This window comes from Stenotrophomonas sp. ZAC14D2_NAIMI4_7 (genome assembly GCF_003086675.1).
Taxonomy (GTDB): Bacteria; Pseudomonadota; Gammaproteobacteria; order Xanthomonadales; family Xanthomonadaceae; genus Stenotrophomonas.
In genome coordinates, this window is record NZ_CP025995.1 from 1,122,811 (window position 1) to 1,137,133 (window position 14,323).

The 14,323-nt window shown below is 66.7% G+C and carries 16 protein-coding genes; 10 read left to right on the forward strand and 6 right to left on the reverse strand.

The features are described from left to right. Positions 1–10: 10 nt before the first annotated feature. Complete coding sequence (locus tag C1922_RS05165; protein WP_108748779.1) at positions 11–688, reverse strand: YggS family pyridoxal phosphate-dependent enzyme; 678 nt, start codon at positions 686–688, stop codon at positions 11–13. Positions 689–775: 87 nt separating this feature from the next. Here C1922_RS05165 and C1922_RS05170 point away from each other — a divergent pair, with 87 nt between their 5' ends. From C1922_RS05170 to C1922_RS05190, 5 genes are all read left to right on the forward strand, one after another. Next, positions 776–1,813: a type IV pilus twitching motility protein PilT gene (locus C1922_RS05170; protein ID WP_108748780.1), complete on the forward strand. Its 1,038-nt coding sequence runs from the start codon at positions 776–778 to the stop codon at positions 1,811–1,813. A gap of 95 nt (positions 1,814–1,908) precedes the next feature. Beyond that, a complete protein-coding gene (locus C1922_RS05175) occupies positions 1,909–3,051 on the forward strand; it encodes a PilT/PilU family type 4a pilus ATPase (protein ID WP_108748781.1) in 1,143 nt (380 codons plus the stop codon). A gap of 68 nt (positions 3,052–3,119) precedes the next feature. Beyond that, positions 3,120–3,767 carry a PIN domain-containing protein gene (locus tag C1922_RS05180; RefSeq protein WP_159091862.1) on the forward strand — a complete coding sequence of 216 codons (648 nt, stop codon included), beginning with the start codon at positions 3,120–3,122 and terminating at the stop codon, positions 3,765–3,767. 220 nt (positions 3,768–3,987) lie between these two features. Next, on the forward strand, positions 3,988–4,593 hold the full coding sequence (locus tag C1922_RS05185; protein WP_108748783.1) for a hypothetical protein: 606 nt from the start codon (positions 3,988–3,990) through the stop codon (positions 4,591–4,593). A gap of 103 nt (positions 4,594–4,696) precedes the next feature. Beyond that, positions 4,697–5,680 carry an aldo/keto reductase gene (locus C1922_RS05190; protein WP_108748784.1) on the forward strand — a complete coding sequence of 328 codons (984 nt, stop codon included), beginning with the start codon at positions 4,697–4,699 and terminating at the stop codon, positions 5,678–5,680. A gap of 47 nt (positions 5,681–5,727) precedes the next feature. Here the strand turns inward: C1922_RS05190 and C1922_RS05195 are convergent, their stop codons facing one another. Then, a complete protein-coding gene (locus C1922_RS05195) occupies positions 5,728–6,624 on the reverse strand; it encodes a LysR family transcriptional regulator (protein WP_108748785.1) in 897 nt (298 codons plus the stop codon). Between the two features lie 424 nt (positions 6,625–7,048). Between C1922_RS05195 and C1922_RS05200 the strand changes: the two genes are divergently transcribed. Then, entirely contained in the window at positions 7,049–7,261 is a 213-nt protein-coding gene (locus C1922_RS05200) for a DUF4287 domain-containing protein (protein ID WP_108748786.1), read from the forward strand. Positions 7,262–7,590: 329 nt separating this feature from the next. Continuing rightward, positions 7,591–8,298, forward strand: a complete 708-nt coding sequence (locus C1922_RS05205) for a YitT family protein (protein WP_108748787.1) — start codon at positions 7,591–7,593, stop codon at positions 8,296–8,298. Between the two features lie 54 nt (positions 8,299–8,352). On the opposite strand, the gene C1922_RS05210 is transcribed toward C1922_RS05205, so the two are convergent. Next, positions 8,353–8,898 (reverse strand): DNA-3-methyladenine glycosylase I, encoded by a 546-nt coding sequence (locus C1922_RS05210; RefSeq protein ID WP_108748788.1) that lies wholly within the window; start codon positions 8,896–8,898, stop codon positions 8,353–8,355. Then, positions 8,895–10,679: a DUF4153 domain-containing protein gene (locus C1922_RS05215; protein WP_108748789.1), complete on the reverse strand. Its 1,785-nt coding sequence runs from the start codon at positions 10,677–10,679 to the stop codon at positions 8,895–8,897. Before C1922_RS05215 ends, C1922_RS05210 begins: the two co-directional genes overlap by 4 nt. Positions 10,680–10,758: 79 nt before the next feature. Between C1922_RS05215 and C1922_RS05220 the strand changes: the two genes are divergently transcribed. The 3 genes from C1922_RS05220 to C1922_RS05230 are packed head-to-tail and all read left to right on the forward strand — an operon-like array spanning position 10,759 to position 12,752. Then, the gene (locus C1922_RS05220; protein ID WP_108748790.1) at positions 10,759–11,325 is read left to right on the forward strand and encodes a YqgE/AlgH family protein; all 567 of its coding nucleotides are present in this window, start codon (positions 10,759–10,761) and stop codon (positions 11,323–11,325) included. Continuing rightward, positions 11,318–11,785 carry a Holliday junction resolvase RuvX gene (ruvX, locus tag C1922_RS05225; protein WP_108748791.1) on the forward strand — a complete coding sequence of 156 codons (468 nt, stop codon included), beginning with the start codon at positions 11,318–11,320 and terminating at the stop codon, positions 11,783–11,785. Before C1922_RS05220 ends, ruvX begins: the two co-directional genes overlap by 8 nt. Before the next feature lie 16 nt (positions 11,786–11,801). Next, positions 11,802–12,752 (forward strand): aspartate carbamoyltransferase catalytic subunit, encoded by a 951-nt coding sequence (locus tag C1922_RS05230; RefSeq protein WP_108748792.1) that lies wholly within the window; start codon positions 11,802–11,804, stop codon positions 12,750–12,752. Between the two features lie 92 nt (positions 12,753–12,844). On the opposite strand, the gene C1922_RS05235 is transcribed toward C1922_RS05230, so the two are convergent. Continuing rightward, positions 12,845–13,336: a transposase gene (locus C1922_RS05235; protein WP_108748793.1), complete on the reverse strand. Its 492-nt coding sequence runs from the start codon at positions 13,334–13,336 to the stop codon at positions 12,845–12,847. A 135-nt stretch (positions 13,337–13,471) separates the two neighbouring features. Beyond that, positions 13,472–14,269 (reverse strand): prolyl oligopeptidase family serine peptidase, encoded by a 798-nt coding sequence (locus tag C1922_RS05240; protein ID WP_108748794.1) that lies wholly within the window; start codon positions 14,267–14,269, stop codon positions 13,472–13,474. Between the last annotated feature and the right edge of the window lie 54 nt (positions 14,270–14,323).

Here is a 14,323-nt window from a genome sequence, read left to right on the forward strand (position 1 = left end):
TCCTTGCGAATCAGGCCGGACGCGGACGCGCGCCGAACAGGGCGGTGCCGATGCGCACCAGGGTGGCGCCTTCGGCGATGGCTTCGGCGTAGTCGCCGCTCATGCCCATCGACAGGGTTTCCACGTGCGGGTGGCCGGCGGCCAGTGTCTCGAAAAGTGTGCGCATGCGCACGAAAGCCTCGCGGCGGCGCGCGGCCTCGGGCCACGGCGCAGGGATCGCCATCAGGCCACGCAGGCGCAGCGATGGTTCCGCGGCGATGGCCTGGGCCAGCGCATCCACCTGCTGCGGCGAGCAGCCGTGCTTGCTGCCTTCATCGTCGATGTTGACCTGGATGAGCACGTTCAGCGGCTCGCGCCCGGCGGGGCGATGGCGGGCCAGCGCGGTCACCAGCTTGGCCCGGTCCACGCTCTGCACCCAGTCGAAATGCGCCGCCACGGCCTCGGCCTTGTTCGACTGCAGGTGGCCGATCAGGTGCCATTCCAGCCGCAGGTCCTGCAGCGCCTGCATCTTGGCCAGGGCTTCCTGCACATAGTTCTCGCCGAAGGCCTGCTGGCCCTGCGCGGCCAGCGCGGCCACGGCCTGTACCGGCTGGGTCTTGGAAACGGCCAGCAGGCGTGGCGGTGGCCGCCCGGCGGCCTCGGCGGCGTTGTGCAGGTTGCTCAGAATTTCGGGCAGGGGAGTGGGCACGTAACGCGTTCCGGTGTGACAGGAGGCTATACTGCCGCCCGGGGAAAGATCCTTCCAGTCGCAGCCGTTATTGGGGAGTAGCCGCTCATGGATATCGCCGAACTGTTGGCGTTTTCCGTAAAGAACAAAGCGTCCGACCTGCACCTGTCCGCAGGCCTGCCGCCGATGATCCGCGTGGACGGCGATGTTCGCCGGATCAACATTCCAGCCTTGGACCACAAGCAGGTCCACGCGCTGGTGTACGACATCATGTCCGACAAGCAGCGCCGCGACTACGAGGAATTCCTCGAGGTGGACTTCTCCTTCGAGATTCCGTCGCTGGCGCGCTTCCGTGTCAATGCCTTCAACCAGAACCGTGGTGCCGGTGCGGTGTTCCGTACCATTCCCTCGGAAGTGCTGACCCTGGAAGACCTGGCCTGCCCGCCGCTGTTCCGCGAAGTGATCCAGCAGCCGCAGGGTCTGATCCTGGTGACTGGTCCGACCGGTTCGGGCAAGTCGACCACGCTCGCGGCGATGATCGACCACATCAACAAGAACGAATACGGCCATATCCTCACCGTCGAGGATCCGATCGAATTCGTGCACACCTCGCAGAAGTGCCTGATCAACCAGCGCGAAGTGCATCGTGATACGCACGGCTTCAACGAAGCACTGCGCTCGGCGCTGCGTGAAGATCCGGACATCATCCTGGTGGGCGAACTTCGCGACCTGGAAACCATCCGCCTGGCGCTGACCGCCGCGGAAACCGGCCACCTGGTGTTCGGCACGCTGCACACCAGTTCGGCGGCCAAGACCATCGACCGCATCATCGACGTGTTCCCGGCCGGCGAAAAGCCGATGGTGCGCTCGATGCTGTCCGAGTCGCTGCGCGCGGTCATTTCGCAGGCGCTGCTGAAGAAAGTGGGCGGTGGCCGTACTGCCGCGTGGGAAATCATGGTCGGCACCCCGGCCATCCGCAACCTGATCCGCGAGGACAAGGTGGCGCAGATGTACTCGGCCATCCAGACCGGCCAGCAGTACGGCATGATGACCCTGGACCAGCATCTGCAGGACCTGGTCAAGCGCAGCCTGATCACCCGCAACCAAGCGCGCGAGTACGCCAAGGACAAGCGTCTGTTCGAGTAAGGACGGCTTCGGCGCGGTGGCCCGCACAGGCGCGGTCGCCGCATTGACGTTCCGCCTTCGACCGATCTCTGGCACATGCCCATTGGGAGCCCGCCATGAACAGCACCGCCAGCACCATCGATTTCACTTCGTTCCTCAAGCTGATGGCGCACCAGCGCGCCTCCGACCTGTTCATCACCGCCGGCATGCCGCCGGCGATCAAGGTGAACGGCAAGATTTCGCCCATCACCCAGACACCGCTGACCCCGCAGCAGAGCCGCGACCTGGTGCTGAACGTGATGACCCCGGCGCAGCGCGAGGAATTCGAAAAGACCCACGAGTGCAACTTCGCCATCGGCCTGGCCGGGGTCGGGCGCTTCCGTGTGAGCTGCTTCTACCAGCGCAACCAGGTGGGCATGGTGCTGCGTCGCATCGAGACGCGCATTCCCACCGTGGAAGAACTGAGCCTGCCGCCGATCATCAAGACGCTGGCGATGACCAAGCGCGGCATCATCCTGTTCGTTGGCGCCACCGGTACCGGTAAGTCCACCTCGCTGGCGGCGATGATCGGCTACCGCAACCAGAACTCGACCGGCCACATCATCACCATCGAAGACCCGATCGAATTCGTGCACAAGCACGAAGGCTGCATCATCACCCAGCGCGAAGTGGGCATCGATACCGACAGCTGGGAAGCGGCGCTGAAGAACACCCTGCGCCAGGCGCCGGACGTGATCATGATCGGCGAAGTGCGCACCCGCGAAGGTATGGACCACGCCATTGCCTTCGCCGAAACCGGCCACTTGGTGCTGTGCACGCTGCACGCCAACAACGCCAACCAGGCGATGGACCGCATCATCAACTTCTTCCCGGAAGACCGCCGCAACCAGTTGCTGATGGACCTTTCGCTGAACCTGAAGGGCGTGGTCGCGCAGCAGCTGGTGCCGTCGCCGGACGGTCGCTCGCGCAAGGTCGCCATGGAAATCCTGCTGGGCACGCCGCTGGTGCAGGACTACATCCGCGATGGCGAGATCCACAAGCTGAAGGAGCTGATGAAGGAATCGGTCCAGCTGGGCATGAAGACCTTCGACCAGAGCCTGTTCGAGCTGTACCAGGCCGGCGAGATCAGCTACGAGGACGCACTGCGCTACGCCGATTCGCAGAACGAAGTGCGCCTGCGCATCAAGCTGAGCCAGGGCGGCGACGCACGCACGCTGTCGCAGGGTCTTGATGGGGTGGAGATTTCCGAGGTGCGTTGAGCGCCCGGAGAGTGCCGGGGTGAACGCACCCCGGCGGCTGCTGCAACCTGACGGGGGTGCATATGGACATGCCGGCGCTGCGCAACGTTGTGCTGATCGATTACGAGAACGTGCAGCCCTGTTCGCTGAAAGCACTGGTGGCACCAGGCTTCACGGTCATCGTGTTCGTGGGCAGTGCGCAGACGAAGATCCACATCGACGTGGCCGAGGCGATCCACGCCCTGGGCAGTCGCGGCGATTACGTGCGCTGCAAGGGGCAGGGACCCAATGCGCTTGATTTCCATATTGCCTTCCACGTCGGTGAGCTGCTCAGCAGCGACCCGAAGGCGCGCATCCACATTGTTTCCAAGGACACCGGCTACGACCCGCTGATCGCATATCTGCGCGGGCGGCAGTTCGCGGTGTCCCGCAGTGTGTCTATAGAGGCGCTGCCGATGTTCCGCGGTGTTGCGGCGAAAGCGCCCGTTGCGGCCACGCCCCAGGCGAAATCAACGGCCAAGCCGATGAGTGGGCAGGAGTGCCTGAAGTACGTTCATGGGTGGTTGGTCAAGGTGGGCAGCAAACGCCCGGCCTCGATCAAGTCGTTGGGCAATGCATTGGCTGGGCATGTACCGCAGCAACAGATTCCTGCTGTAATTGCCGAGCTGCAGCAGAGGAAGTGGATGGTGGTGGAGGGAGGCAAGCTTCGTTACCAGCTGGGTAAGTTCAGCGCCTGATGCGGCTGCAAAGGCGGAATTTCGCCCCGTTGACCGCGCTTTCGTAGAGTCGGGCTTGCTCGACTGATGGCCTGGGCAGTCGAGCACGCTCGACTCTACGCCGGAGGGCAGTCGGGCAAGCTCGACTCTACCGGCGCGGTCTGCGATAGTCGCGCCGTCACCGCGTTCGCGGGGCAGGGGGAGCCGGCACCGCGCCGGCGCGACAACAACAGGTTTGCACATGGAATTGCACGACCCGTACCGTGCGCCGGCGGCTGCGCCTGCGCGCCCGCCGGTGCTGCCGGCCACGCCGGCGCCCGCGCCGACGCCGCTGGCCAGGCAGGCCACATCCACCGCAGCGGTCTACTATTCGCCGCCCACCATGAAGATCGTCGCACTGTCCCTGTCCACCCTGGGCGTGTACCCGATGTACTGGTTCTGGCGGAACTGGAGGGCGATCAAGCGCGAGAGCGGGGGCGAACAATGGCCCTGGGCACGCGCGCTGTTCTCACCCATCTGGGCGTACTTCTGCTTCCGCGAACTGCAGGCCGTGGCCGAGAACCGACGGCGCGTCCTGGCGTTCACCCCGGGCATGCTGACGGTGTTCTACATCCTGCTGGGCCTGGTCGGCCAGGTACGCGGCGGGGTGGGGCTGCTTTCGGTGCTGGCGTTCATGCCGTTGCTGCCGATCAACAGCCTGCTGCGCCGCTACCACCAGGATGAGCGGGTGGACATGCAGCAGATGGACCGCTTCGGTGGCTGGCATATCCTGCTGCTGATCGTTGGCGGCAGCGTGCTGCTGCTGGCACTGGTGTTCGGGGTGATGCTGGCCGGTCGTCGGTTCTGATACCGATTGATGAATTCCAGTCATGACTGACTGCCATCCAGGCCGTTCAATCCGGCGGCCTGGCCGGCGTATCGTCGTCGTTCCCCCTTTCAGGAACACGACGATGCAGACACGTGAACTCGGCCGCAGCGGATTGAAGGTTTCCACGCTGGGCCTGGGCTGCATGGGCCTTAGCCACAGCTACGGCGCGCCTGTTGCGCAGGAGCAGGGTATTGCCCTGCTGCACGCGGCGGTCGAACGCGGCGTCACCTTCTTCGACACCGCCGAAGTCTATGGCCCGTACACCAACGAAGAACTGGTCGGCCAGGCGCTGGCGCCGTACCGCGACCAGCTGGTGATCGCCACCAAGTTCGGCTTCAAGCAGGCGCGCACCGATACCGGCCTGGACAGCCGCCCTGAGAACATCCGTGCGGTGGCCGAAGCCAGCCTGAAGCGGCTGCGCACCGATCGCATCGACCTGTTCTACCAGCACCGCGTGGACCCGAACGTGCCGATCGAGGACGTGGCCGGTACCGTGGGCGAGCTGATTGCCGAAGGCAAGGTGCTGCACTTCGGCCTGTCCGAAGCCAGCGCGGCCACCGTGCGCCGTGCGCACGCGGTACAGCCGGTGGCGGCGGTGCAGAGCGAGTACTCGCTGTGGTGGCGTGAACCCGAGCATGAGCTGCTGCCCACGCTGCAGGAACTGGGCATCGGCTTCGTGCCGTTCAGCCCGCTCGGCCGTGGTTTCCTGACCGGTGCGATCACTGCCGACACCACCTTTGCCGAGAACGACTTCCGCAACACCGTGCCGCGTTTCGAGGTAGAAGCGCGCCGCGCCAACCAGACCCTGGTGGACCGCATCAGCACATTGGCCGCGGCGCGTGGTGCAACCCCGGCGCAGGTGGCGCTGGCCTGGCTGCTGGCGCAGGCACCGTGGATCGTGCCGATTCCCGGCACCACCAAGGTGCACCGTCTGGAAGAAAACCTGGCCGCTGCGGACCTGCAGTTGTCGCCGCAGGAACTGCAGCACATCGCCCAGGTGCTGGACGAAGTGGCGATCGTCGGCGAGCGTTACAACGCGCAGCGCGCGGCGCAGGCCAAGGGCTGAACTGATCTGTGGTGGGTGCGGACCGTTGGTCCGCACTCCTTCAGCTTTCACCCCATCGGCCCGCGCAGCGCGTCCAGCACGGTGCGCATGGCCACGCTGACGTGGCGGCGTGACGGGTAGTAGGCGTAATACCCGTCGAACGTGGGGCACCAGTCATCCAGCGTCGACTGCAGGCGCCCGTCGTCCAGCATGGCCTGCACCTGGTCTTCGGGCAGCCAGGCCAGGCCGCTGCCGGCCAGCGCGGCGGTGCGGGTCATGCCCATGGTGTTGAAGGTCCATTGTCCGGACACCCGCACGCTGAGCTCGCCGCCGTCGCGGCCGAAATCCCAAGGCATCAGACCGCCATGGGTGGGCAGGCGCAGGGTGATGCAGTTGTGCGCGGCCAGATCGTGGGGGTGCACCGGTGCCACGTGCTGGCGGAAGTACGCCGGTGCGCCGACTACGCGCATGCGCAGTGGTGGGCTGATCGGCACGGCCACCATGTCGCGGGCCAGGCGTTCGCCCAGCCGGATGCCGATGTCGTAGCGCTCGGCGACGATATCGGCCAGGCCGTAATCGGTGGTCAGTTCGACGTTCAGGTCCGGGTGCTGCTGCAGCAGCGGCGCCAGCCGGGGCCAGGCCAGGTATTCGGCGGCGTGGCCGGTGGCGTTGATGCGGATGGTGCCGGCCGGGCGCTCGCGGTACTGGGCCAGCGCGGCCAGTTCATCTTCGATTTCCGCCAGCCGTGGGGCCAGCGACTGCAGCAGGCGGGCGCCGGCTTCGGTGGTGGACACGCTGCGGGTGGTGCGGGTCAGCAGGCGCACGCCCAGGCGTTCTTCCAGCCCGCGCATGGCATGGCTCAGTGCCGACTGGGACACGCCCAGCTGCGCGGCAGCGCGGGTGAAGCTGCCCTCGCGGGCGACGTGGACGAAGGCCTGCAGGTCATTGAGGTTTTCACGGGGCATGAGGGGATGATACGGCCGGGCTGCGCCCGGCACCTGCCGAAGCAACGTCAACGTCAACAGCGCCAGCAACGGCAACGTCAAAAGCTGGCATTCCGTGGGCGGGCGGGGTGGCTCAGGTTGCGGGGGACGGCGCAAGTACCCCTCCGGGGCCCGGCCCAGCCGCTGGCGGCTGGGCGTTCGGGCGCTTGCGAAGCAGTGCTTCGCAAGCAAAGCGCCCTCACCCATGTAAGCTCGGTCGCGCCATCCATGGCGCTCACGCCCCCGCAACCTGAGCCACCCCGCCTTCGACAGTTTCCTGCGATCTGTCGGGCCAGGCGGGGTCGGATCCCGTTGCTGCGCAACGGGCTCCGACGTCTTGGTAGTGGGGTTGTCGATTTGTGGCGGTGTGGTTCGTCTAATGAATGACGTTCAACAGGAGCTGCACATGAGTACTGCATCCCCGCCGAAAGGCCCGGCCTCGTATTTCCCTTCCATCGAGAAAACCTACGGTCAGCCCGTGGCGCACTGGCTGGGCCTGCTGGCGAAGCAGCCGGGCCTGAAGCACATGGAACTGGTCAGCTACCTGAAGGCAGAGCACGGCCTGGGCCACGGCCACGCCAACGCCCTGGTCGCCCACCATCTCAAAGCCGCGCGCTGACCCCCGCTTCACCGAGCGAAGCGACCCGCTCCTGCTTTTTCTTTTTTCTTTTCACGTGGCTGGACGGCACACGGAACCTGTCAGAGGCCGGGCGGGGTGGGGCCGCGGGGGTGTCCGCGGCATGGATGCCGCGGCCAAGCCCCCATGGAAGGGTTTACGGCGTCCCCCGCGGCCCCACCCCGCCCGGCCAAACGCGGCTGTTGCTTTTGGCAGCCGCCCAGCCACGAGGGGCTGCGCCGTTCGACGGCCACCCAACTGAATCGATTTCATCTGCAACTGTCATCGGGATCGTGTCTAATACGCGTCCCCACTGCTGCACCCCCACACCCATGTCCCTGCATTCCCATGGCCCCGCGCCGTGCGACGACGCTGACGGCCACCTGGTCACCGCCGGTCCGCTGACCCCGCCCCCGGACAGCGCCGGCACCCCGGCCGACGACAAAGCACTTCGCCATTCCGTTGCCGAAGACGTGCAGGGCATGGTACTGGCCATGCTGGTGGCCTCGCTGGGCCTGGCCATCTTCGCCAAGGGCGGGCTGATGATCGGCGGTATGGCCGGGGCAGCCTTCCTGCTGCACTACGCCATGGGCTGGAACTTCGGCCTGGTGTTCGTGCTGGTGAACCTGCCGTTCTACTGGGTGGCCGTGCGCCGCATGGGCTGGGAATTCACCCTGAAGACCTTCGCCGCGGTCACCGCCTGTGGCGTGCTGACCGACATCCTGCCGCGCTGGGCGGACTTCTCGCACATGGCGCCGCTGTACTCGGCGCTGGTGGGTGGCGCGCTGTCCGGGCTGGGCATCCTGTTCTTCATCCGCCACCGGGCCAGCCTGGGCGGCATCGGCATCCTGGCGGTGTACCTGCAGCGCACCCGCGGCTGGAGTGCCGGCAAGGTGCAGATGTCCTTCGACGCCTGCCTGATGGTGGCCGCGTTCTTCGTGCTGTCGCCGTCAAAGGTGATGTACTCGGCCATTGGTGCAGTGGTGCTCAGCCTGGTGCTCATGTTCAACCACCGCCCCGGTCGGTACATGGGCGTGTGACCGCAGGCAACGCGTTCACAAAGCATCCGCCGGGCCATGCCCGGCGGATCTGCATCAACGGCCAGCCGCCTGCAGCCACGGCGGGGCCAGCTTCAACAGCCGCGCATGCACCGGGCAATCCTCGGCGTGCGCACCGGGCAGGTAGCCCAGGCTCATCAGGAATTCGCCGGTGATCTCGCCGCCGGTGAAGCGGAACGTCTTCTTGAACAGCTTCACCCAGTCGGCCTTGCTGCGTGGGTGGTGCGCATCCAGCCAGGCGGCGAAGCTGCCGTGCTGCGCGCGCAGCTGCTGGATCACCTGCGCGTTGTGGATCGCGGCCTGCACCTTCAGCCGGTTGCGGATGATGCCGGTGTCCGACAGCAGGCGTTCGATGTCCTGCTCGGCATAGGCCGCCACGCGGTCCACGTCAAAGCCATCGTAGGCCGCACGGAAGCCCTCGCGCTTCTTCAGGATGGTTTCCCAGCTCAGCCCGGCCTGGTTGATCTCCAGCACCAGGCGTTCGAACAGTTCGCGTTCGTCGCGCTGCGGGAAGCCGTATTCATGGGCGTGGTAGTAATCGTGCACCGGATGGCCCGGGGCGATGAGGCAGTATCCGCTCATTTGCTGCGCCTTTCACCGAAGTCGTGGTTGTACTGCAGGGTGCTGGTCTGATCATCCAGCAGGAATTCGGGCCAGCGGCTCTCGCGCAGTTCCAGGCGGCCTTCGCGCAGCGCCTGGGTGGTGGCCTGCGCATCGGCGCTGCCGAACCGGAACTGTCCCACACTCCGCCATTTCCCCTGGTCGAGGGTGTGCAGATCGCACTCCGGGCCCCACGATCTGCGGATCTGGCATAGCAGCACGTCCGGCTGGCCGTCGCCGTCCATATCGCGCTGCAGGGCGATGCAGCCGTCATCGCTGGACAGGCACTTCGTGCTGTCCAGATCATCCAGCACCGCCTGCCACCAGCTGTCCGGTGGCGATTCGCTGCCCTTGGCCAGGTGGATGCGGGCCTTCAGCGTCGGCAGATCGTACACGCCGGCCTCCGCCAGGTTCTCCTGGCGATAGCCGGGCATTTTCTTGCCGCTCAGTTGCTGGGCAATGATGCTCGAGGCGCGGCGGTCGGCCTGGATGGCGGGGTCCTGCTGCAGCCTGCGCAGTACGTCCACATCCCGGCGTCCGGTGTGTTCGCGCAGGTAACTGACATCGCGCACCACCAGTTGCGCGGGGTTGCTGCGCAGCCGCTCGGCCACACTGGCCGCGGCGATGCGCGCCGGGTCCAGTACGGGGGAGTTGCCCAGTAGTGCCACGGCGATCACCGCCCAGCTCATCCCCCGGTTCACCGGTTCCACGCCCTGCAGCCAGCGCTGCCCGGGGCGGACCACGGCCAGTGCGTAGCCCAGCGCGTAGCCGGCGGTGATCAACGCCGCCGCCGTTGCCCAGAAGCGATCAATGGTCCAACCGTACTGGCCGATACGCAGTGCCAGTGCGTACAACGCCAGTCCGGCGTAGATCGGCAGCGTCAGCAGGCCGGCTTCCACCGCACGCCGCAGCATGCGCGGGTAGGGCAGTTCAGTATCGCTGCGCTGGTACACCGCATTCACCAGGCAGATCAGCAGCAGGGCCAGGGTCAGCAGTTCCTTGGCCGGCGAGCGGTAGCCCACGCCGCTCATCAGCCCGGTGAAGGGCAGCGACACGACGAACAGCACGGCGATGAACGCCAGCAATGGCAACAGCGCACGGCAGATCGCGAACAGCACCTGACGGGTAATCTGGATGGCGCGGTGCTGGGTGCGCCCAATCAGTACACCGAACCCGGCCAGCGTGCCGGTGGCCAGTGCCACGAAGGCGCGCTCGGCGAACAGTTGCTGGAAGAAGGTCACCTCGACCAGGGTGAACAGGGCGGCCCACAACCAAAGCAGCATCCAGCCCAGGCCGGTGAACACGGCCGCCTGCAACAGCACCAGTCCGTTCTGCCAGGCGCGATCAAACAGGGCGGCGTGGTCGGCGCGCCAGGAACCGTGCTGCATCCGGAACTGCCACCACGGCAGCAGCACGAAGGTCGCCACCGCCATGCCCACGGCCAGGGGTTCACTCTGCGCGGACGTCCAGCGCCCTTCCATGCCACGCAGGGTCCAGCCCACCCAACCGGCCAGCGCCACCACCAGCAGCGATGCCAGCGCCGCATGCAGCCACAGCCGGCGATCCCTCAGGTCGACCAGGGTCAGCGCGACGGCCGTGGGCACGGTCAGCACCCAGGCATTCCAGGCATAGCGGCAGGCGATGTCCTGGAAGGGGGCGGTGTCGTTCAGTTCCTGCGCGGCGTACAGCGCCAGACCCTGCAGCAGTGCGATCAATACGATCATGCTGCGCGTTGGCCACGCCAGTGGTGCGTCCTGTTGCATGGGGTTTCCTCCTTGGATGCGGCCATCCTAGCCCATGCCTTCGCGCCCGCGTGCGGCGCCAGCAGGTAGAATGACCGCCATGCCTGTAACGCCTACTTCCCTTGCCGACCACCTGCTCGTCGCGCTGCCGTCGCTGACCGACGCCACCTTCGCCCGTACCGTCGCCCTGATCTGCCAGCACGACGAGAACGGCGCCATGGGCGTGCTGGTCAACCAGCCGTCGGAATACACCCTGGGCGAGGTACTGGCGCAGATGGACATCGCCACCGGCGATGGCGAGCTGCAGGCGCGCATGGTGCTCAACGGTGGGCCGGTACACCCTGAACGTGGTTTCGTCATTCATGACGATGCCCGCGCGTGGGATTCCAGCCTGGCAGTGGGCAACGGTCTGTTCCTGACCACCTCGCGCGACATCCTGGAAGCCATGGCCCGCGGCGAAGGCCCGGCCAATGCGCTGGTCACCCTGGGCTGCGCCGGCTGGGGGGCGGGGCAACTGGAAAGCGAACTGGCCGAGAACAGTTGGCTGACCGTGCCGGCCGATGCCGAAGTGGTGTTCCAGCTGCCGCTGGAACAGCGCTGGCAGGGCGCGGCGGCGCGTATCGGCGTGGACCTGTTCCGCCTGACCGACTACAGCGGCCATGTCTGAGCCGGCCGTGATCCGACGCGATGGCACCGTGCTCGGCTTCGATGTCGGCTCGCGACGGATTGGCGTGGCCATCGGCAGCGCGTTCGCCGCGCATGCCCGCGCGGTGGCCGTGGTCGATGTGCACGGCAACGGCCCCGACTGGGCCGCCGTGGAGCGCCTGATCAAGGAATGGAAGCCCGATGGCCTGGTGGTGGGCGATCCGCTCACCCTGGATGGCCAGGACCAACCCAACCGCAAGCGCGCGCAGGGCTTCGCCCGCCAGCTGCGGGAACGTTTCAAGCTGCCGGTGGTGATGATCGACGAGCGTTCCAGCTCGGTCGAAGCCGCCCGCCGTTTCGCCGTCGAGCGCGCCGAAGGGCGCAAGCGCCGCCGTGATGCGGCCGCGCTGGACGCCGTGGCTGCGGCGGTGATCATCGACCGCTGGCTGTCGTCCCCCGACGATGCCATCCCCATTCCCTGACTGCACGACGCCTGCCATGACCGCCCAGCAACTCGATGCCTCCGGCCGCCTGCGCCACCTGTTGACCCTTGAAGGCCTTCCCCGCGAAACCCTGGTGCAGCTGCTCGACCGCGCGGGCCAGATCCGCGATGCGGCCGTTGGCCGGGTTGGCAACAAGCGCCAGGTGCTGGCCGGTTCTGCGGTCTGCACGCTGTTCTTCGAACCGTCCACCCGCACCCGCAGTTCGTTCCAGCTGGCGGCCCAGCGCCTGGGCGCCGATGTGCTGAACTTCGATGCCTCCACGTCTTCCACGCGCAAGGGCGAGACCGCCTGCGACACGTTGAAGAACCTGGAAGCAATGGGCGTGCGCGGCTTCGTGGTGCGCCACCCCGACGATGGCGCGGTGGCGGCACTGGCCGCCGCGGCCGGCGAGGGCACCGCGCTGGTGAACGCCGGCGATGGCCGCAGCTCGCACCCGACCCAGGGCCTGCTGGACATGCTGACCCTGCGCCAGGCCAAAGGCCCGGACTTCTCGAAGCTGAAGGTCGTGATCGTCGGCGACGTGAAGCACTCGCGGGTGGCCCGTACCGACCTGCACGCGCTGCGCACGCTGGGCGTGGGCGAGATCCGCGTGTGCGGCCCGCAGTCGCTGCTGCCCGACGATGAAACCCTGAAGGGCTGCGTGGTCGGCGAGGACTTCGACGCCATGCTGGAAGGCGCCGATGCGCTGATGATGCTGCGCCTGCAGCGCGAGCGCATGGAAGAAGGCCTGGTGCCGTCGCTGGAGCAGTATCACGCCCAGTACGGCCTGACCGCCGCACGCCTGGCCCGCGCCGACAAGGACGCCGCCGTGCTGCACCCGGGCCCGATCAACCGCGGCGTGGAAGTGACCGACGAAGTGGCCGACGGCCCGCAGTCATGGGTGCTGCGCCAGGTCGCCAACGGCGTGGCCGTACGCATGGCCGTGCTGGAAACCCTGCTGGGTTGACAGCTGTATTGGCGGGCACACACCCCGCTCTGGTAGGTGCCAACCTTGGTTGGCACACCCCCCGCTCTGGTAGGTGCCAACCTTGGTTGGCACTATTCGTCAGTGCCAGTGGATCCCAGAAAACCACTTGGCGATTCCAGCTCCCATTCGCACCATGCGTGTCGATATTGCCCGACCTGTGCCGCCAACCCAGCCCTGATCGGGGTACCCATCAGATACATCGCATGCCGGTACAGCGATTCATCAGATCGAATCGCGTGATCGTGATAGCCGCCCTGCCAGAAACGCCCGATTCGCCCTGAAGATCGATTCACCTGCTGTGCCGTGCGCGACTTGAAACGCTTCATCACCGTTTCAAGTGTTCCTGCGCGCAGTTCGACCAGCCAATGAATGTGGTCGGGCATGACCACGTAGGCAATGGAACGGGTGAAGCCTTCCTGGTCGAGGCGCTGGAATTCGCGGATCGCCAGCTCTGCAGCAGCATCGCTGGCAAGCAACGGAGCGCGGCCATGCACAACGGTGGTGAGGATGTAGTTGAGGCCGATGCGGGAATGACGGCCGAGCAGAAGTCGAGGGCTGTTCATGGAAGCAAGCATGGGCGGGGATGACTGCGGTGAACATCGGGGAATGGCGTGGCTTGGGGTAAGCGTGTGCCAACCAAGGTTGGCACCTACCAGAGCGATGCGTGTGCCAACCAGGGGGGGGCACCTACCGGGGCGTCAGCGCTTCTGCGCGAACAGCCAGGCCCACATGGCGGGATCGGCGTAGGTGGCGTCCCAGGCGTTGTGGTTGCCGTCGGGGTATTCGGTGTAGCGCACGTCGCGCGCGCCGGCGGCCTGGAAGGCGGCGTGCAGTCTGCGGTCGTCGGCCGGGGGCACGACGTCGTCCAGCGCGCCGTGGAAGATCCAGATCGGGGTGCGCTGCAGGCGCTGGGCGATGGCCGCGTAGGGATCGGCTTCGTGCGCGACCTGTTCGACGAACAGGGTCGGGCGCACTGCGCGTGGGGCCAGCACGGCGCCGCACACCGGTACGATGGCGGCGAAGCGCTGCGGGTCGTCCAGGGCGATGTTCCAGCTGCCGTAGCCGCCCATCGACATGCCGGTGAGGTACTGGCGCGCGGGATCGGCGCCGAACTCGGCTACGGTTGCATCCAGTGCGGCGATGGCGACGCGGTTGTTGTGGCCGCTCCATTCCTGGTCGCCGGGCACCTGCGGGAACACCGCCAACGCCGGGAAATCCGCCGCGTGGCGGCGCAGATGCGGGCCCAGCCCGGCGTGGGTCGGCTTCACCCCGTCGCCGCCGCGTTCGCCCGAGCCGTGCAGGAACAGCATCACCGGCAGCGGACCGGCGGCGCGTGCGCTGTCAGCGGGAATGAACACCTGGTAGTAGGCGGTCTGCCCGTCCACCTTCACCGCGCGCGATTCAAAATGCCCGCGAGCGCGGTCCGGCGTGCTGGCACAGGCGCCAAGCATCAGTACGGCCAGCAGCGGCAGCCAGCGCAGTAACGGACGAGCCATGACGTTTCCCCAAGGTTTGGAAGCGTTTTCATGGTAATCGGCCGCCCAGCGCCG